At 70.7% G+C, this 18,579-nt stretch carries 20 protein-coding genes; 4 read left to right on the top strand and 16 right to left on the bottom strand.

The genetic code is table 11. From position 1 onward, the window contains the following. Positions 1-36: 36 nt before the first annotated feature. Entirely contained in the window at positions 37-240 is a 204-nt protein-coding gene (locus tag VGB24_RS21465) for a CsbD family protein (RefSeq protein WP_331074966.1), read from the bottom strand. A gap of 195 nt (positions 241-435) precedes the next feature. Between VGB24_RS21465 and VGB24_RS21460 the strand changes: the two genes are divergently transcribed. Further along, positions 436-675, top strand: a complete 240-nt coding sequence (locus VGB24_RS21460) for a hypothetical protein (protein ID WP_331021279.1) — start codon at positions 436-438, stop codon at positions 673-675. A 75-nt stretch (positions 676-750) separates the two neighbouring features. On the opposite strand, the gene VGB24_RS21455 is transcribed toward VGB24_RS21460, so the two are convergent. From VGB24_RS21455 to lepA, 7 genes are all read right to left on the bottom strand, one after another. Continuing rightward, positions 751-1,881 (bottom strand): hypothetical protein, encoded by a 1,131-nt coding sequence (locus VGB24_RS21455; protein ID WP_331074965.1) that lies wholly within the window; start codon positions 1,879-1,881, stop codon positions 751-753. Positions 1,882-2,010: 129 nt separating this feature from the next. Further along, positions 2,011-2,667, bottom strand: a complete 657-nt coding sequence (locus VGB24_RS21450; RefSeq protein WP_331074964.1) for a protein-L-isoaspartate(D-aspartate) O-methyltransferase — start codon at positions 2,665-2,667, stop codon at positions 2,011-2,013. Further along, positions 2,664-3,413 carry a 5'/3'-nucleotidase SurE gene (gene surE / locus VGB24_RS21445; RefSeq protein WP_331074963.1) on the bottom strand — a complete coding sequence of 250 codons (750 nt, stop codon included), beginning with the start codon at positions 3,411-3,413 and terminating at the stop codon, positions 2,664-2,666. Before surE ends, VGB24_RS21450 begins: the two co-directional genes overlap by 4 nt. Before the next feature lie 295 nt (positions 3,414-3,708). Then, on the bottom strand, positions 3,709-4,713 hold the full coding sequence (locus tag VGB24_RS21440) for an ROK family protein (RefSeq protein ID WP_331074962.1): 1,005 nt from the start codon (positions 4,711-4,713) through the stop codon (positions 3,709-3,711). A 111-nt stretch (positions 4,714-4,824) separates the two neighbouring features. Further along, a complete protein-coding gene (locus VGB24_RS21435) occupies positions 4,825-5,673 on the bottom strand; it encodes a glycosyltransferase (RefSeq protein ID WP_331074961.1) in 849 nt (282 codons plus the stop codon). A gap of 3 nt (positions 5,674-5,676) precedes the next feature. Then, positions 5,677-6,345, bottom strand: coding sequence for an FkbM family methyltransferase (locus tag VGB24_RS21430; RefSeq protein ID WP_331074960.1), 669 nt, complete (start codon positions 6,343-6,345; stop codon positions 5,677-5,679). Continuing rightward, on the bottom strand, positions 6,342-8,141 hold the full coding sequence (gene lepA, locus VGB24_RS21425; protein WP_331074959.1) for a translation elongation factor 4: 1,800 nt from the start codon (positions 8,139-8,141) through the stop codon (positions 6,342-6,344). The genes VGB24_RS21430 and lepA overlap by 4 nt, the downstream gene beginning before the upstream one ends. Before the next feature lie 210 nt (positions 8,142-8,351). Here lepA and VGB24_RS21420 point away from each other — a divergent pair, with 210 nt between their 5' ends. The 3 genes from VGB24_RS21420 (at position 8,352) to VGB24_RS21410 (ending at position 10,358) form a co-directional block, all read left to right on the top strand. Then, positions 8,352-9,638 carry a hypothetical protein gene (locus tag VGB24_RS21420; protein WP_331074958.1) on the top strand — a complete coding sequence of 429 codons (1,287 nt, stop codon included), beginning with the start codon at positions 8,352-8,354 and terminating at the stop codon, positions 9,636-9,638. Between the two features lie 134 nt (positions 9,639-9,772). Further along, on the top strand, positions 9,773-10,042 hold the full coding sequence (locus VGB24_RS21415; RefSeq protein WP_331074957.1) for a type II toxin-antitoxin system ParD family antitoxin: 270 nt from the start codon (positions 9,773-9,775) through the stop codon (positions 10,040-10,042). Beyond that, a complete protein-coding gene (locus VGB24_RS21410; RefSeq protein ID WP_331074956.1) occupies positions 9,924-10,358 on the top strand; it encodes a type II toxin-antitoxin system RelE/ParE family toxin in 435 nt (144 codons plus the stop codon). The genes VGB24_RS21415 and VGB24_RS21410 overlap by 119 nt, the downstream gene beginning before the upstream one ends. On the opposite strand, the gene VGB24_RS21405 is transcribed toward VGB24_RS21410, so the two are convergent. From VGB24_RS21405 to VGB24_RS21370, 8 genes are all read right to left on the bottom strand, one after another. Next, positions 10,323-11,051, bottom strand: coding sequence for a hypothetical protein (locus VGB24_RS21405; RefSeq protein ID WP_331074955.1), 729 nt, complete (start codon positions 11,049-11,051; stop codon positions 10,323-10,325). The two genes, VGB24_RS21410 and VGB24_RS21405, sit on opposite strands and share 36 nt — an antisense overlap. 1 nt (position 11,052) lies before the next feature. After that, positions 11,053-12,069, bottom strand: coding sequence for a DNA polymerase III subunit delta (gene holA / locus VGB24_RS21400; RefSeq protein WP_331074954.1), 1,017 nt, complete (start codon positions 12,067-12,069; stop codon positions 11,053-11,055). Between the two features lie 2 nt (positions 12,070-12,071). After that, on the bottom strand, positions 12,072-12,614 hold the full coding sequence (locus VGB24_RS21395; protein WP_331074953.1) for a zf-HC2 domain-containing protein: 543 nt from the start codon (positions 12,612-12,614) through the stop codon (positions 12,072-12,074). 238 nt (positions 12,615-12,852) lie between these two features. Further along, complete coding sequence (locus tag VGB24_RS21390) at positions 12,853-13,494, bottom strand: sigma-70 family RNA polymerase sigma factor (RefSeq protein WP_331074952.1); 642 nt, start codon at positions 13,492-13,494, stop codon at positions 12,853-12,855. Between the two features lie 258 nt (positions 13,495-13,752). Further along, the gene (locus VGB24_RS21385; RefSeq protein WP_331074951.1) at positions 13,753-14,325 is read right to left on the bottom strand and encodes an NUDIX hydrolase; all 573 of its coding nucleotides are present in this window, start codon (positions 14,323-14,325) and stop codon (positions 13,753-13,755) included. Positions 14,326-15,099: 774 nt separating this feature from the next. Then, the gene (locus tag VGB24_RS21380; RefSeq protein ID WP_331074950.1) at positions 15,100-16,485 is read right to left on the bottom strand and encodes a pitrilysin family protein; all 1,386 of its coding nucleotides are present in this window, start codon (positions 16,483-16,485) and stop codon (positions 15,100-15,102) included. Further along, a complete protein-coding gene (locus tag VGB24_RS21375) occupies positions 16,482-17,768 on the bottom strand; it encodes a pitrilysin family protein (RefSeq protein ID WP_331074949.1) in 1,287 nt (428 codons plus the stop codon). The genes VGB24_RS21380 and VGB24_RS21375 overlap by 4 nt, the downstream gene beginning before the upstream one ends. Positions 17,769-17,904: 136 nt before the next feature. Further along, complete coding sequence (locus tag VGB24_RS21370) at positions 17,905-18,576, bottom strand: YdcF family protein (protein ID WP_331074948.1); 672 nt, start codon at positions 18,574-18,576, stop codon at positions 17,905-17,907. Between the last annotated feature and the right edge of the window lie 3 nt (positions 18,577-18,579).

Genomic DNA, 18,579 nt, shown 5'->3' with positions numbered 1-18,579 from the left:
CGTGGTGGCCGCCGCGCTCCGCAGGTCTGCCGGTGCTTACAGCTTGCGGTCGATGCCGCGCTGCAGGTCGCCCAGCTTGTCCTGCAGCTTGCCCTCCCCCTGGTCCAGCTTGCCCTCGGCCTGCAGGCTGCTGTCGCCGGTAAGGCCGCCCACGGCGTCCTTCACCTTGCCGCCCAGGTTCTTCAGCGCGCCGGTGACGTTGTTGTCGACACCGCGCTCGGTGAGGTTGCGATCGTCCATGGTATCTTCCTTCCAGTCGGGGTTTTCCGTCCCTCAATGGCAGCGGACAGGGGCAAGAGCCGTACCGCCATCAGGGTGGCGAGAAGCTTGCTCCCGCTGATCTTTCTTGGCCCATCCACGCCATCCCGAATGGCCCGCCTCCTGCACTGCAGCGGCGCCTTCTGGCAGGGGAAACGCAGAGAACAGGAGGCATACATGGCCAGTCTGGGTGGCAAGCTGATGTGGGCGGTGGCGGGAACGGCGGCGTCGAAGATGGCGCGCAGCTATACGCGGGGGATGCTGCACCGCGAGAACGGCGCGCCGCGGCTGCCGCGGAAGGCGCGCCGCCAGAGCGGGCTGGGGATGATGCTGGGCTGGGCCATCGCCACGGGTGCCATCATGGCGCTGGCGGACGTGCTGTCGGAACAGGGCAAGGACGCGGCGCACGCGCGCTGAGCCTTCGAGCATCAACGCAGACCGGCCCTCCCGCGATTCGATCGCGGGAGGGCCGGTCTGCTTGGGTCCTGCGGGCTACGACCGGCGTCCCTGCGTGTAGCCGAGCACGTATCCCGTCACCAGCAGGGCGAGCGGATCGTCGGAGCCGCCGGAGAGGAGCGAGTCGGGGCGCTCGCGCAGGGTGCGCGCGATGCCCTCCAGCCGTCCGGCCACCTCGCCGAACGTGTCGGCCAGCGCGTGGGCCACGGCGGCGGGCTGCTCGGCGGAGTTGGCGGCGACCGGGGAGGCCGCGACGTCCGCGTCAGGCTCCGCCGGGGCGAACGCCTCCGCTTCGGCAACAGCGGCCGCGGTGAACGGGTCCGGCTCCGGGGCGATCTCCTGCGCGTCGGCCATGGCCGGAGCAGCGGCTTCCTGCGCGTCCTCCACCGGGGCGCGGACCGGCTCCTCGGCGGGCGCGAGCTGGCTGGCCTGCAGGGCGCGCAGCAGGAAGTCGCCCCCGCCGAATCCCGCGGCCAGGAAATCGGCGTCCGCGCCGGGCTGGTCGCGGGGCTCCGGCCGCGGCGCGTGGAGGTCGGCCAGATCGAAGGCGGGCACGTCCTCGGCGCGATTCTCCGGCCGGGGCGCGTGGAGGTCGGCCGCATCGACCGTGGGCTCGTCGTCCACAGGGAATGCGGCGGCCGTGGCGTCCTCGTCCGCGACGTCGTGCGCAGGCGGCGCGTCGTTCATGGGCACCAGGTTCTCCAGCCCGGCGATGGGATCGACGTTGCCCATCTCGCGCGCGGCGTCGGCCTCGTCCGTAGCGCCCCACGCCATCCAGTCGGGGAACGCATCGTTCGCGGCGGGCGCGGCCCGCGGCTCGTCGGTTTCCTCGCCCGCGGGAGCGACGTCGTCCGCCGCCCCGGGCACGGCCCGCTCGCGGGGTGCCGGCACCTCCAGCCACGGAAGGTCCTCGTGCTCATCCTCGTCCGCCGCGGCGTCCGCGTGACCCGCGTCGCGGACGATGGGCGTTTCCGCATCCCACGGCATGGTCACCCGCGCGGGCTGCACTTCCACCGCGTCATTCACGACGGGCCGCGGCTCCTCCACCGGGGCGGACGGCGGCGCGGCGACGGGTGCCGGCGGCGGCGCCGGAGTGGCGCGGGAAGCGGTGGGGATGAACGGCGGAAAGACGAAGCCGTCGAAGGAATCGCCGTTGGGACCGGTCATTGGGTCTTGGGAGAAGGGGGCGCGCGGGTGTCCGCGGTGGTGCCTGGAGCAGCGGGATGCTGGGCGGAACGTACGCCGGGCGGCGAACGGTGTCAACGATTTGCGAACCCGCCCCCCTGCCCCGCGGACTCAGGCGCGGGGCGCGTCCATCCAGCCGAAGCGGCCCAGCAGCGGCACGAAGGTGCACGCCGTCACCTCGCGCTCGCTGAAGCCGTCGGCCTCGCGGGTGATCAGCATCAGCTGCTGCGTGTCGCGCCCGCCGACGGGAATCAGCATCCGCCCGCCCGGCGCCAGCTGGTCCAGCAGGGGCTGGGGCACGTCCGGCGCCGCCGCGGCCACGAGGATCGCGTCGAACGGCGCGTAGCGGCTCCACCCGATGGTTCCGTCGCCCACCATGAGGGCGACGTTGCTGATGCGGAGCTCGTCGAGCTTTTCGCGGGAGCGGATGGAAAGCTCGCGGATACGCTCCACCGAGTACACGCGGTCCACCAGCTTGGCGAGCACCGCCGTCTGAAACCCGCACCCCGTGCCGATCTCCAGCACCTTGTCGTCGCGCCGCAGGTCGAGCACCTGCATGTAGAGCGCCTGCAGCGAGGGCTGAGACGCCGTCTGCCCGTGGCCGATGGGCACCGGCGCGTCTTCGTACGCGCGGTGGCGGACCGCGTCGGGCAGGAACTCGTGGCGGCGCACCTCGTCGAAGGCGCGCAGCACGTTCAGGTCGCGGATCCCGCGCTCCTGCATGGTGCCGATGAGCGCGCGCCGCTGCCCGGTGTAGCGGTCGCTCATACCGCGAGGTTCCACGCGGCGACGTCCTGGATCAGGGCGTGGTTGGTAAGGTCCAGGTGCAGCGGCGTCACCGAGACGTATCCCTCGTTCACCGCGTGGAAGTCCGTTCCCTCCGGCGCAGACCACTCCACGTTGCCCCCGCCGATCCAGAAGTACTCGCGGCCGTTGGGGTCGTGCGCGCGGGTGAGCGAGTCTGCATAGACGCGGCGTGCCAGCCGGGTGACCTGCACGCCCCGGACGGCCAACGCATCGATGGGCGGCAGGTTCACGTTCAGCAGCGTTTCCGCCGGAAACTCGCCGCGGGTGGCGAGCTGCGGAAGCAGGGCCTCCAGCAGCGGCCCGTAGCTCTGCATGTGCGCGGCGTCGCGCCCGGCGTACGAAACGGCGACCGCGGGAATGCCCAGGATCGTCGCCTCCATGGCCGCGGCGACGGTGCCCGAGTACAGCACGTCCTCGCCCATGTTGGGGCCGTGGTTGATGCCGCTGAGCACCAGGTCGGGCTTGCGCTCCAGCAGCGCGCCGAGCGCGACGGCCACGCAATCGGTGGGCGTGCCGTCCACGTGATGGACCCCCTCGCGCACCTGCTTGGCGCGCAGGGGAAAGTGCATGGTCAGCGCGTGGCTCTGCGCGCTCTGCTCGCGGTCGGGCGCCACGACGTGCACGTCGCCCAGCGCCTTGGCCGCCTCGGAGAGCACGCCCAGCCCCGGGGCCAGGTATCCGTCGTCGTTGGTGCAGAGAATGAACATTCGTCCGTCGTCTGTGGGCCTGGAGGCCCCTCCCCCGGCCCCTCCCCGCACAAACTACGTGCGGAGAGGGGGGAACTTCGCTTGTGGTTCGACGGGCTGCCTCGCATGCCTCGGCCGCCCCCCTCTCCCGGCCTCTCCCCCATAAACCCCATGGGGGAGAGGAGAAATCGATTGCGCCTCGGCTGGCCCAACGCAACGAACTGGCTCCCTTCCCCCCGCGCAGTTTGCGGGGGAGGGTTGGGGCTGGGGGGCGCCGGCCCGAGCACCGGGCCTTCCTACCCGCCCCTCATTCCGGCTACACCGCCCCGTAGTTCTCCAGCTTGAACACCGCCGCGGCACCCACCACGCCGGCGGTGCCGGGAAGCTCGGCCGGAACGATCTTGCAGCACTCCTGCGCGCTGCGGAACGCGCGGCGGCGCACCTCGGCGCGCAGCGGCTCGAACAGGGTGTCGCCCGCGCGCGTCACGCCCCCCGCGATCACCACCATCTCGGGGTTCAGGATGTTGATGATGCTCGCCACCCCGGCCCCCAGGAACCGCGCCGTGTCCTTCATCACCTCGGCCGCGTAGGGGTCGCCCTGCACCGTGGCCTCGTACACCGTGGCGGCGGTGATGTCCTCGAGCTTGCCGTCCACCATCTCCACCAGCGAGGTCTCGGCGCCCGCCTCGATCCCCTCGGCCGCGCGCAGCGCGATGGCCGGGCCGCTGGCGTACTGCTCTAGGCAGCCGTAGTTGCCGCACTTGCACTTGCGGCCGTTGCTGTCGATGGTCATGTGCCCGATCTCGCCGGCCACGTCGCTGCAGCCGTGGTAGATCTGGCCGTCCAGCACGATCCCGCCGCCGATGCCGGTGCCCAGCGTCAACCCCACCAGGCTGCTCACGCCGCGCCCCGCGCCCAGCCACCACTCGCCGTAGGTGGCGCAGTTGGCGTCGTTGTCCAGGGCGCAGGGCAGCTTCACCTGGTTGGCCACCAGGTCGCGCAGGGGAAAGTTGCGCCACCCCAGGTTGGGGGTGTTGATCACGGTGCCCGTCTTGCGGTCCAGCGGCCCCGGCGAGCCGATGCCCACGCCCGCCACCGCCGCCCGCGACGTGCCCTGCGCCGCCGTGACCTCGGTGATGGCCGCCTCCACCAGCGACACGATCCGGTCGACGACGAACTTGGCGCCGCGCACCGACTCGGTGGGAACCGTGCGGAAGCCCAGCACCTCGCCACCTTCGATGGGCACCAGCCCCACGACGATGTTGGTGCCCCCGAGGTCCACCCCCACGATCCACTTCTTCTCGGCCGTTCCGGGCGTCATGTGCTCTCCTGTTGGGCGCCTCGCCGCGCCCGTGCGGCGATCGGGCGCCAAGGTAACATGCGGTCTGGACGGTTGAAAGTGCGTGCGGTCGCAGGCACGCGGGGCGGGCCGTCAGCTGATGCGGGTCACGCGCAGCGAGGGGTCCGGCCGCAGCTCGGCGAGGCCCGCGAGGGCGCGTGTCTGGCCCGTGCGCCGGATGGTTTCCAGGATCTCCCGGTTGCGTCGAACGACCTGCGGATCCTTGTACGGGCGATCGTGGTGAAGGTGCATGCAGACGGCCCGGTGCCGCACCTGGATTCCCCGCACCCCCAGGTTCACCAGCCGGTAGCCCACGGCCCGGTCCAGCCCGCCGTACCCCATCGCCATGTCGAAGCCGTTGACGGCCTGGATCGCCTCGCGCGCTACGGACGAGTTGTTGCCGGCGAACAGCGGCGCCGTGGGCGTCAGCCGGTCCAGCAGCGCCGCGGCACGCGGAGAGCGGACGAGCCGCAGCGCGCGCCGGCCCGGGCGCCAGCCGCGGGCGCGCAGCCACCCCAGGTCCGCGAAGCGCCCCTCGCGCACGTCGTCCACGGTGATGGCGTCGCTGACGGCCGCGGGCAGCTTCACGTAGCCGCCGCCCAGGTAGCGTCCCGGACGCGCGAGCCGGAGATGGGCCGCGACGAGGTCGCTCCGCGGGATGGTGTCGCCGTCCGTGAACATCAGCGTGTCGCCCCCCGCTGCCTCGATGGCGCGGTTGACGATCTCGCTCTTGCGGAAGCCACGGTCCTCGTGCCACACGTGGACGGCCTCCAACCCGGACGCGGCGCAGACGCGGCGGATGACCTCGGCCGTCTCGGGCCCGGAGCCGTCGTCGGCCACCAGCAGCTCGAAATCCTTCCGGGACTGGCCGGCGTACCCCCAGAGCACCCGCTCCAGGTCGCGCGGCTTGTTGTACGTGGAAACGATGACCGACAGGGCCACGGGTCAGCCGGCGGGAAGCGCCAGCACTTCACTGGTGGCGTCCAGGTCGCTTCCCAGGATGGGGGACAGATCGTATCCCAGGCCGCGCAGCACCTGCAGCGACGCGCGGTGCACCTCGGCCCCGTGGGTGGAAAGGAAGACGATGGGGCGATGGCGGGCCAGCGTCTCGCGTCCGCCCTCCAGCACGGAAAGCTCCGCGCCCTCGACGTCGATCTTCATCGCCGAAGGCGCCAGCCCGTGCTCCGCGCAGTAGTCGTCCAGTCGCACCGTCCTCACCTCCAGCGCGCCGGCGTCGGCCAGGCGGCCCGTGCCGCTCCCCGTGCCGAAGTCGAAGCGCGCCGTCCCCGCCCGGTCCGCGGCAGCCGCCTGCTCCACGCGGACGTTCGACAGCCGGTTGATGCGCACGTGGCGGCGCAGGAAGTCGGCGTTCGCGGGGTTGGGCTCGAACGCGTGCACCCGCCCCGCGCCGCCCACCAGGACGGAGGAGAGAAGGGTGTAGTAGCCCACGTGCGCGCCCACGTCGAGCACGGTGGCGCCGGGGCGAAGGTGCCGCTCGAACAGCCGCGTCTGCTCGCGCTCGTAGCTGCCGTTGAGGATGCGGAGGATCTTGCCGCGGCTGGCCGGCAGCCACCAGCGCCCCCGCAGGCGCCCGGCGACGATCGGAAGCCTCACGACCCCAGCTGAAGCACGGCCAGGAAGGCCTCCTGCGGGATTTCGACGCTGCCCACCTGCTTCATCCGCTTCTTGCCCTCCTTCTGCTTTTCCAGGAGCTTGCGCTTGCGCGAGATGTCGCCGCCGTAGCACTTGGCGGTCACGTTCTTCCGCAGGGCGCTGATGCTTTCGCGGGCGATGATCTTCTGCCCGATGGCCGCCTGGATCACCACCTCGAACTGCTGCTTGGGGATCAGCTCCTTGAGCTTTTCGGCGATGTTGCGGCCGTACTCGTACGCCTTCTCGCGGTGGATGATCACGCTGAACGCGTCCACCGGGTCGCCGTTGATCAGCATGTCGAGCTTCACCAGCGGGTTGGGCCGGTAGCCCGCCAGGTCGTAGTCCAGCGACGCGTAGCCGCGGGTCACCGACTTCAGCCGGTCGTAGAAGTCAAGGACGATCTCGGCCAGCGGCAGCTCGTACTGCAGCTCCACCCGCTGCGGATCGGGGTACGTCATCCCCATGAAGTTGCCGCGCCGCTCGTGACACAGCTTCTGGACGGCGCCGATGTACTCCGCCGGGCACATCACCCGGGTGCGGACGTACGGCTCCTCGATCTCGTCGATCTTGGTGGGGTCGGGAAGGGTGCTGGGGCTTTCCACCCACAGCTCCCGCCCGTCCGTCATCTTCACCGTGTACTTCACGTTGGGCACGGTGGTGATCAGGTCCAGGTCGTGCTCGCGCTCCAGCCGCTCCTGGACGATCTCCATGTGCAGCAGCCCCAGGAAGCCGCAGCGGAAGCCGAAGCCCAGCGCCAGCGACGTCTCGGGCTCGTACACCAGCGAGGCGTCGTTCAGCTTCAGCTTGGCCAGGGCGTCGCGCAGCTCCTCGTACTGCTCGGTGTCGGTGGGATAGATCCCCGCGAACACCATGGGCTTCACTTCCTGGTAGCCGGGCAGCAGCTCCGTCGCCTGGTTGTCGGCGTCGAGGATGGTGTCGCCCGAGCGGGTGTCGGCCACGCGCTTGATGCCGGCGATGACGTAGCCCACCTCGCCCGGACCCAGCTCGGGCACCGGCTGCCGGCCCAGCTGCATGTAGCCCACCTCGTCGATGGGGTACACCGAGTCGTTGCTGCCGAAGGCGATGCGCGTTCCCGGGCGGAACACCCCGTCCACCACGCGGATGCTGGGCACCGCGCCCACGTACTTGTCGTAGTACGAGTCGAAGATCAGCGCGCGCGGCGGAGCGTCGCGGTCGCCCCGCGGCGGCGGCACCCTGGCGACGACGGCCTCCAGGATCCCGTCGACCCCGATCCCCGACTTGGCCGAGGCCAGCAGCACGTCGCCGGGGTCCACCCCCAGCAGGTCCACCAGCTCGCCGCGGCGGCGCTCCGGCTCGGCGCCCGGAAGGTCGATCTTGTTGAGGACGGGGATGATCTCCAGCCCCGCCTCCATCGCCAGGAACAGGTTGGAAAGCGTCTGCGCCTGCACCCCCTGCGAGGCGTCCACCACCAGGATGGCGCCCTCGCACGCGGCCAGCGAGCGCGACACCTCGTAGGTGAAGTCGACGTGCCCGGGGGTGTCGATCAGGTTCAGCTGGTACTCGAGGCCGTCGTTCGCGCGGTAGCGCATGCGCACGGCGTTGAGCTTGATGGTGATCCCGCGCTCGCGCTCGATGTCCATGGAATCGAGCACCTGGTCCTTCATCTCGCGCAGCTGGAGCGTTCCAGTCTGCTCCAGGAGGCGGTCGGCCAGTGTGCTCTTGCCGTGGTCGATGTGGGCGACGATGCAGAAGTTCCGGATATTTTCAAGTCGCAACGTGCGTTTCCCGCTCGCAGAAATTCGTCGGTCAGGTCTGGTGCAAAGCTCTGTAAGGTAACCCCCCGGCCGGGGCGCGAGAAAGCCCCCGCCCCCGCATGGGTCATTCAACCCGTTGCCGCGCAACCGGGTGGCCCCTATTGTTCCGCCCGTGGCCTTTCCCCGCGGTGAGCCGTGCGGTCCGACCTTTCCCAGAACCTGCATTCAGACATGATGAAGCACGTTGTGATCGCAGCCGCCGCGGTGCTCGCCACCGTTCCCGCCACGGCGCAGGTGTCGCTGAACTCGCGCGCGCTGGGCATGGGCGGCGCCTACATCGGCGTGGCCCGGGGCCAGGAATCGCTGCACCTGAACCCCGCCAACCTGGGGCTGGCCAACAGCCCGCACTGGTCGGCGGCCATCCCGCAGCTGGCGTTCGGCGTGCAGACCATCGGGGTGGAGCCGGGCGACCTGTGGGACCTGCGCGAGTACGGCGGGATGGAGCCGGCCGAGCGCGAGGCCTTCCTGGCGAAGGTTCCCGCGACGGGCACGGGCGGCGAGATCGACGTGCGCGCGCCGCTGTTCTCGCTGCAGGTGGGGCGCTTCGCGGTGGGTGCGGGCTACGCGGTGGTGGGGGAGCACACCGTCAACCGCAGCATCGTTGACCTGGTGCTCAACGGGTTCGAGCAGAGCAAGCTCGGCCAGTACAACATCCAGAACACCGGCGGGTTCCGCGCGTCGTTCTTCGACATCCACGCCGCGTACGGCCGGCGCATCGGGCCCCTCGCGCTGGGCGTCACCGGCCACTACTACATCCCGCAGGAGATGGTGCGGTCGGCATTCGTGGAGCAGGACACCGTCTTCACGGGCCCGATTCCCACCGACATCCGGGTGATGTACCAGGGCGTGCGCGCCGAGGGCGGCAGCGGGTTCGGCGTCGACGTGGGCGCGGCCCTGCAGCCCATTCCGGGGCTCACCCTGGGCGTGGCGCTGGACAACGCTTTCAACTCGCTCCAGTGGAACGAGGACCTGCGCGTGCGCACGCTGACGCTCGACCGCAACGACTACGAGACGGGCGACGCCGAGGCGCTGCTGACCCGCTACGAGGAGAGCGACGCTGACTACGTGGACGCCGGCGCCGACCCGCAGACCCGCGCGCTGGCCCAGCAGATCCTGGGCGAGCGCGACCAGGGGCTGCCCATGACCCTGCGCGTGGGCGGCGCCTTCGCCCTGCCCACCTCCACCACGGTGGGCGTGCAGTACCAGTCGCAGCTGGAGGACAGCCCGGTGAGCGGCTTGTGGGAGAACCAGGTGAGCGTGGGCGTGCAGCAGAAGCTGCCCATCATCACCCTGCGCGCCGGCCTGGCCAGCGACATGGCGGACGGCAGCATGCTCACCGGCGGGCTGACGCTGGGCCCCATCCAGCTGGGCGTCGCGCGCCTGAGCGGCGCCGGCGACCGGCACGGCTGGGTGTACACGTTCGCCCTCAGCGGCCGCAGCGACACCACCATGCCCTGATCAGCCCGAGCGGTTCGTGATCGAAAACAGGCCGGCGGCTCACAAGAGCCGTCGGCCAGTTTTTTGATGTCGAATGGCAAAGATTGACATTCACCCCTTCACACCTGCATACTCCGTCCACGTTGAGGTTGCTGATGAACGTGTCGCTTACGCCCGAGCTGGAGCGCATGGTGGAAGAAAAGGTACGGTCAGGCCAGTATCGCACCGCGAGCGAAGTCGTGCGCGAGGGACTGCGCCTGCTCGCGCAGCGCGACGAAGAATATCAGGTGAAGCTGGCCGCGTTGCGTGCAGAGATCCAGAAAGGCGTCGACTCTCTCGATCGAGGCGAAGGGATGGAAGGGGACGAGGCGTTCGCGTGGATTAGGGCTCGTTTGCGAGAGGGGGCCTCCCCTGAACCGATATAAGCTCTCGCTCGACGCTCGGCTGGACGTCCTCGATATCACCAATTACCTGATCGATAGTTCCGGGAACGCCGCGGTCGGGAAGCGCTGGTTGAATGACATGAGGGACACGTTCAAGCTGCTCGCGGAGCGGCGCCGGATTGGCCGGGAGCGTCCGGAGATCGGTCCGGGTTTTCGCAGCCTGGTTCACGGCAATCACACCATCTTCTACCGCCTGGGCGACACGCACCTGGAGGTCCTCCGCGTCCTGCATCACCGCCAGAACGTCGCCGTCGCGTTCGGGCTATCCCGCGGCGATCCCGGATTGGGCGGCAGCTAGGCCGAAGCTGCCCTCGCGCAGGAAGCCCGTAATCAGGCCCTGCACGTCGCGGCGGTTCATGATGAAGGTGTGGCGGCAGGGGACCACGGCGTGCTCGCGGGCACCTTCCAGGTGGGTTTCGGCCACCTGCACCTTGCCGTCGCGCAGGCCGGCGATGATGCCCACGTCCACGTCGCCGGGAAGGCGCAGCGTACGGGCGGTACTTTCCGGGTGCGTCACCAGGTCGTGGATGTGCGGCATCAGCCAGCCGATCCAGCGGGCGTAGCGGTCAGCCGTCGAACTCCCCTGGTTGGGCGGCGCCAGCATCACCACGCGGCCCACGCGCTCCGGCCGGTGCTCCGCCAGCATCCCCCGGATGATGATGTTGCCCATGCTGTGGCCCACGAAGTGGACCGCGGGGGCGTCGCCCACGGCCGCCCGGACGTGGCGGGCCAGGGTTCCGCTGAGCCCGCGGATGGTGCCGGTCGTGCTCCAGTAGCCGAAGCTGGCGGCGCGAAAGCCCTGGCGCTCCAGCCGCCGGGCCAGCAGCAGCATGGAAACCGGGGTGCGCCCCAGCCCGTGCACCAGGAACACCAGCTCGCGCCGGTCCCCTGGGACAGGCGCCGCGCGCCGGCGCACCGCGCCCGCCGACGCCGCGCCGGCGAGCGCGGCCAGGGCGACGCCCACGCCCAGCTTCCGCCGCGTCACCGCCACCCTACGCCGCCTCGCGCCGGCTGCCGACGGCCCACAGGCGCAGCAGCAGCTCTTCGATGGCCTGACGGTCGTTCAGCGACGCCGACTTCAGCAGACGGTCCGTCCGCAGCAGCTCGGTCATCGCCCGGTCCACCTCCGGCAGCGACCACTTCCGCGCCTGCGGGCCGATGCGGCGGGCCATCCACTTCTGATAGGGCTTCAGCTCGCGCTCCAGCGCCCCCTGCCCCCCCGCGCACACCAGCCCGATCCGCAGCAGCGTTCCCCCCATGCCGATCACGAGCCCCACGCCGTTCTCCCCCTGCTCGAGGAGGACGGGAAGGGTGGCGATGGCTTCGCGGAAGCGGCGCTCGGCCACCAGGTCGAACCACGCCCAGCGGTCCTGCCTTGGGACGGCGCCGCCGACGGCCCGAACGTCGTCCAGAGTCACGCGCTTCCGGCCCTGGACGTAGGCCGCCAGCTTTCGGATCTCGGACGACAGCGTCCCCAGGTCCACCCCCACCCCGCCGACCAGCGCCCGCGCCGCCTCGGGCTCCCACTCGACCCCCGTCTCCTCGCGGGCGCTCTCCATCACCCACCCCGGCGCGTCGTCGTGGGAAAGGGGCGAGAACTCGATGGAAACGGCGTGCTTCTTCAACTCGTCGTAGAACTTGGCCTTGGAGCCGGAGGGGATGGCGGCGGTGAGCACCAGCACCAGCCCGGCCGGGGGCGCCTTGCACGCGGCCAGCACCACGTCGCGCGCCGTGACCGAGAGCCCCTGCGCGTCGCGGACGATGACCACGCGGTGCTCGGCCATCATGGGCGGCGTGCCGATCATCGAGGCCAGGCTCTCGGCGGCGACGTCGGTGCCGCGCAGCTGGTCGAAGTTGAAGTCGCGCGTCGCGGGGTCCACGTACGCCGCCACGACGCGGCCCACGGCCTCTTCGCGCAGGAACTCTTCGTCGCCGTGAAAGAAGAACGCACCCCCCGCGACACGGTCGCGGAGAGTGCGGTCCAGCTGGCCGGCACGGATGGGCGGCAAGCCTACTCCCGCGCGGCGTCCGCGTCCGCTGCGTGCCCGGCCGACGTGGCGACGGAGGCGGTGCGGTACAGCACGTCGCGGTAGGGCATGGGATACACCTGCACGCCCACCTGCTCCAGGCGCGCGCCCAGCCCGGTCTGCGCGTCGTGCGCCTCGGCCGCCATCTCGCTGGCCCCGGCGGACTGAACGGCCAGCGGCGCGTCGGCGGGCGGACGGGCGCCGTCGGTCTGCACCAGCGTCACGGCGCCCACCGCCGCCGCGGCGGCCAGCGTTCCGGCCACCACGCGCGCCCGCGAGCCGCGGCCGCGCGACGCGCGGGCCTCGTCCTCGTGGTAGATGCGGTGCTGAAGCCGCGCCATGAAGTCTTCCGACACTTCCAGCGGGGCCTCGTCGCGCAGCATGCACACGCCCTGCCCCAGCACGCGGTCGTAGCGCGCGCACGACGCGCACGTCGCGAGGTGCGCCACGAACTCGGCGCGCGCGTCCTGGGCGAGCAGGCCGTCGCGGAAGTCGGAGTAGCCGTCGAGAAAAACGTCGCAGTCCATCGGTGTCGTCGCCTGCCTGGGTCCATCGGGGTCCCGGCCGCGGGGGCCGGTGACGCGCGGTTGTACGCGGCAGCCCCGCGGGAGTTCCACCGCGCGCGTCGCTCGGACACGCCCGCGTCCACGCGGGTGGACAGCGGCGCGCGCGAACGCCCCACACGATGCATCGCCGCGCGCCAAAAGGAAAGGGGGCGGGCCCGTTCTTCCGGGCCCGCCCCCCCTCTCAAACGCCTCGCGGCGATCAGTCCAGCAGCGGCGCGATCAGCTGGGCGAAGTTGTTGCGCGCCCGGTTCAGGCGGCTCTTCACGGTGCCCAGGTTGGTGCTGGTGATCTCGGCGATCTCCTCGTACGTCTTGCCCTCCATCTCGCGAAGGACGAAGACGGTACGGTGGTGCTCGGGAAGCTGGTCGACCGCCGAGTCCACCTGGCTCTTCAGGTGGCGCTTCCGGAACAGGTCGTCCGGGCGGTAAGTGTTGTCTTCCCACTCCAGCGGACGCGTGTCGGCGTCGCGGTTCTTCATCAGCGTCTGGAAGAGCACCAGCGGGTTGCGCGAGCGGTTGCGCAGCTCGTTCTTGGCCAGGTTCGACGCGATCGTGTAGATCCAGGTCGAGAACTTCTTGCTCTGGTCGAAGCGGTGAAGGTGCCGGTACACGCGGATGAAGGTTTCCTGCACCAGGTCTTCGCCGCGCTCACGGTCGCCCGTGGTGCGGTAGACGAAGTTCAGCAGGCGGTTCTGGTAGCGCTCCACCAGCTCGCCGAAGGCCAGCCGGTCGCCCTCGAGGTGCGCGGCGACCACCCCGCTGTCGTCCAGCTGCTTGAGCCGCTCTCGCGGCGTGGGCTGCCGGGCCTCGCGGTCGCGATCGTTGACGAGGAGTTTCAGCATACGTTGGGTCTCCAGGGGTTTAACCGGACGGGCGGCTGCGCCGCTCACCATAGGGCACGTGCCGTACCCCGGGCCGTTGTGAGGTTGGATGCGCCGGAACCCCGCATGGTTGCAAGGCTTCCGCGCTTTCCCGCCGCTGCCGCCTCGCCTGCGTCCGTCCCCCCGGGGGGACAGTCGGTGCGAGGGAGTGACACCCGCCGCGTGTCGGCGTGACATCCGCGTGCCGGTACAACGTCCGTCCCCGCCCCACTCTGACGGTCAGTGGCCGAACACGAACCCGGCGGCGTACAGCAGCGTGCAGATGGTCTTGGCGTCGGTGATCTCGCCGTCGCGCACCATCCGCAGCGCCTCGGACATGGGCAGCTTGATGGTTTCCATGAACTCGTCGGCGTCGTACTCCGTTTCGCCGGCGGTCAGGTCCGTGGCCAGGAACAGGTGAATGCGCTCGTCGGTGAAGCCGGGCGTCGTCCAGATGGAGGTCAGGGGGCGCAGCGTGCCCGCCTCCAGCCCGGTCTCCTCGCGCAGTTCCCGGCGCGCGCATTCTTCCCAGGGCTCACCGGGGCGGTCGGGGCGGCCCGCGGGCACTTCGTACAGGTAGCCGCCGGATGCGTAGCGGTACTGCCTGACGAGGACGATCTGCGGGTCGGGGCCACCGGGGTCGCTCAGCACCGGCAGCACCGCCGAGGCGCCGGAGTGGCGGATCATCTCCATCTCGCCGGTGGACCCGTCGGGGAAGCGGACGGTGTCTACCCCCAGGTCCACGATGCGCCCGCTGTGCACGGGCCGGCGGTTGATGAGCCCCGGTTCGGCTCCGCGTTCTCCGTCTGCCATCCCGTTTCTCTCTACGCTGAAGATGATGGAGGAACGCCGCCAGCGGTATGGGCGCTGAACGGCGTTAACTGGATCCTAATCGGGTGTTGGTGCCCCTCCCCCGGCCCCTCCCCGCACGGTACTGCTGTGGGGAGAGGGGAGAATTCGAGTGCGCTTCGGCTGGCGGTGGCGCATGCCGCGGCGCCCCCATCCCCAACCCTTCCCCCGCAAACTGCGCGGGGGAAGGGAGCCAGCCCGGCGCGCTGCCGTAACTTTCTGCAGCGCCGCAGCTTGTCATCCTGAGGCCCAGGCGCACCCTACCTGCCTGTAGCACATCCCGCGCGGGCCGAAGGATCTAGCCGCGGGCACGTAACAGCCCGGGCGCGGCAGCGGTCATCGAATCCGAGGCCTCGGCTCGTCCCCAAAGCCCGGCGTTCAGGCGGGGATCCCTGGCGCGGTGTGGCGCGGTTCGGAAAGACCGGCGCAATCCCCGGCTGCCCTCTCCCCCGGCCCCTCTCCCGCAAGCGGGAGAGGGGAGAATTCAATTGCGCTCCGGCCGGACTCGCGCACTCTCCTGTAGGGTGTACACCCTCTCCCGCTTGCGGGAGAGGGTGACACGCGTGTCAGCGCGGCCGGGTGAGGGCCCCACGGCAGCCGAGGCCTCGGATTCGAAGACCGCTGCCGCGCCCAAGGTATTACGTGCCTCCGGCTAGATCCTTCGGCCCGCGACGAGTGTGCTGCGGGCCGGTTCGGCGCGCCTGGGCCTCAGGATGACAGCTCGCCCGCGCCGCTGTCTCAGCGCAGCAGCTGCGCGGGATCGACGACCTGCACGGGTCCCACGCCCAGCGCTTCCAGCGGCTCCCGCAGCTGCGTGGCGTCGCCGACGACGATGACGGCGGCGCGGTCGGGCATCAGGCGCCGTTGGGCGGCTTCGCGCACCTCTTCGCGGGTGACGGCCACCAGCCGGTCGCGGTACGTCTGGTAGTAGTCGTCGGAAAGGCCGAAGGTGGCGATGGTGCTCAGCTTTCCGGCGATCCCGTCCGTCGTCTCCATCCCCAAGGGAAAGATGCCCGCCAGGTAGCTGCGCGCGTTGTCGATCTCGTCCTCGGGCACCAGCTCCTCCTGGATCTCGCGCATGTCGCGCAGGATCTCGCTGACGGAGTGCGCGGTGCCCTCGACCTGGATGGCCCCGCCGACGTGGAAGGTGCCCGGCAGCTTGCGCATCCCGAAGCTGGAGCTGACGCCGTAGCTGTAGCCCAGCCGCTCGCGCAGGTTCAGGTTCAGCCGCGACGAAAAGCTGCCTCCCAGCATGGCGTTCAGCACCATGATGGCGAAGAAGTCGTGCGTGTCGCGCGCCACGCCCACGTGCCCCACCCGTACCTCGCTCTGCACCGCGCCCGGGCGGTCGGCCAGGATGATGGTGGTTTCGCCCAACCGGTTGTGCGTCTCGGGCGCGCGCGAAGGCGGCACGGTGCCGCTCCAGCCGCCGAAGTGCTTCTCCGCCAGGGTCACCACCTCGTCGAGCGTCAGGTCGCCGCCCGCGCACAACCAGGCGCCGCCGGGGCGGAAGTGCGATTGGTGGAACGCCGCCGCGTCTGCCCGCTCCAACATCGCCAGCGTCTCGGCCGGGCCGGTCAGCCTCCGAGAGAACGGGTGGCCTTCGGGGTAGATGAACTTCGTCACCAGCTCGTCGGCCAGCCCGCCCGGGTCCGCGCGGCGCTGCGCCAGCAGGGCCAGCCGCTCGTCGCGGATGCGCTGCGCCTCGTGCTCGGGGAACGTGGGGCGCATCGCCAGGTCGGCCATCACCTGCATCGCCTCGTCGGCCCGGGCGCGCAGGGCCGTGAATCCGACGAGGGTGTTGTCCCACGAGTTGGTGCTGTCCAGCACCAGTCCCAGTTCGTCCACCCGCTCGGCCATGGCGGCGGCGTCGCGTTCGCCCGCGCCGGACTCCAGCAGGCCGGAGGTGAAGGAGCTAAGCCCCGCGCGCTCCTCCGGTTCGGAAAGCCCGCCGGCCGGGATCACCAGGTCGATGGTGACCAGGGGAAGGGCGTGCCGTTCGGCGACCAGCACCTGCAGCCCGTTCGCCAGCGTGGCGCGCTGCACGGCGGGAAAGTGAAAGGGGCGCAGCGGCCCCGGCGCGGGGGGCCGCGAGCGATCCAGGACGGCGGCGGGTGCGGTCACGCGGCCTCCGGCGCGGCCTGGGGAACGTACGTCAGCACCACGCGGTTCTCCCCGGAAAGGTACTCGTCGATGAAGCGGCGCACGTCGGCGGCGGTGACGGCGCGGTAGCGGTCCAGCTCGGTTTCGATCAGCCCCGGGTCGCCGAAGTACGTTTCCAGCATGGACAGGGTGTCGGCGCGCTCGCTGGTCTTCTGCAGCCCCAGCAGGTGCCGCGCCTCCAGCCCGGTGACCGCCCGTTCCATCTCGCGGTCGGTGGGCCCTTCCCGTCCCAGCGTGCCCAGTTCCTCCAGCAGCGCCTGCTCCACGGGCTCGGGCGGCTGGCCCGGCAGCACGCTGCCGCGCATGACGAACAACGACGCGCCGGTCACCACGGGAAACACCATGGCGGTGATGGCGCTGGCCAGCCGCCGCTCGCGCACGACGGAGCGGTACAGCCGGGCCGACTTGCCGCCCGCCAGCAGCTCGGAAAGCACGTCGGCGACGTAGTAGTCCGGCGTGCCGTAGGGGGGAATGCGGTATCCCAGGAACACGCGCGCCGCGGCCACGGGCTGCTCCACCGTCTCCCGGATCTCGCGGCCCAGCTGCAGCGGGACGACATCGGGCGTGCCGGGGAGCGGCGGACGCCCGGGGCCCCGGGGGATGGGCCCGAAGTAGCGCTCGACCAGCGACCTGGCCGTGTCGCGGTCGAAGTCGCCGCACAGGGTGAGCACGGCGTTGTCGGGCGCGTAGAAGGTGCGGAAGAAGTCGGCGACGTCGTCCAGGCTGGTGGCGTCGAGGTCGTCCATGCTGCCGATGACCGAGTGGTGGTACGGGTGGTCGGGGGGAAACAGCAGCCGCTGCATCCGCTCGTCCCAGTCGCCGTACGGCGCGTTGTCCACGCGCTGGCGGCGCTCGTTCTTCACCACCTCGCGCTGGTTGTCGAACTTTTCCTGCGTGAGCGCGGGGAGGAAGAAGCCCATCCGGTCGCTGTCCAGCCACAGCGCCAGCTCCAGGTGGCTGGCGGGGACGGTGGTGTAGTAGTTGGTGCGGTCCAGCCAGGTGGTGGCGTTGATGGACCCGCCCACGCGCTCCACCATCTGCATGTGCTGCGTGTCGGGCACGTTCTGCGAGCCCTGGAACATCATGTGCTCGAACAGGTGCGCCAGCCCGGTGCGCCCCGGGCGCTCGTTCCGGCTGCCGACGTTGTACCAGAAGTTCACCGTCACCACGGGAAGCGAGTGGTCCGCGGAAAGCACCACGCGCAGGCCGTTGTCGAGCGTGTATCGTTCGATGGGGATGTGCATCAGGCAACCACGGGAAGGACGGGAACGGCGGGAACGAAGGCAAAAACGGCAACCAGGGTCGAAGGCGGGAGCACGGACAGCGCCTCGCGGCGCCCGTGATTGCCGTCCCGGCCGTAGTTACCGTGGCTGCCGGAGTTCACAGCGCCTGCAGCAGCGCGAACGGCAGGCTGAAGCTTTCGCGGATCAGGTGCTTGCGCTCCACGCTGCGGCTCTCGGAGATGGGGCTGGTGAGCGTGGGCGAGGTGTATCCGCGGAAGCCCACCAGCCGCGCCAGCAGCTTCAGGCGCAGCATGTGGAACGGATCGCTCACCAGCACGGCCGTGTCCATCTTGCGGTTGTCCATCAGCTCGGAGACGGACTGCATGGATTCCAGCGTCGTCATCCCCGACTTCTCCACCAGGATGGCGTCGCCCGGAACCCCGCGCCGCATGGCGTAGCGCCGGCCCACCTCGCCCTCGCTGACGGTGTCGCCCGGGGCCTGGCCCCCCGTCATGATCATCCGCGGCGCGATCCCCTTTTCGTACAGCGAGATGGCGTGGTCCAGCCGCGCCTGCAGCACGGGTGAGGGACGGCCGTCGTACTGGGCCGCGCCCAGCACCACGATGGCGTCCGCCTTTTGCGCCTCGTTGCGGCGGCCGTACAGGTGGATGGCGGCCACGGTGAGCGCCCAGCAGGCGACCATGAAGATCGCCAGCTTCACCAGCCCGCGCACGATGCGCACGGGCCACGGGTCGCGCCGGCGCGGGGGCGCCGGCTCGCGTTCCGCCGGCGCGACAGGCGGAGGGGCGTGGGGATCGGAGTGGGTCACGAG

The organism is Longimicrobium sp. (genome assembly GCF_036399935.1).
In the GTDB taxonomy this organism is placed as follows: domain Bacteria; phylum Gemmatimonadota; class Gemmatimonadetes; order Longimicrobiales; family Longimicrobiaceae; genus Longimicrobium.
This window is presented reverse-complemented; position numbering and strand designations above follow the sequence as displayed.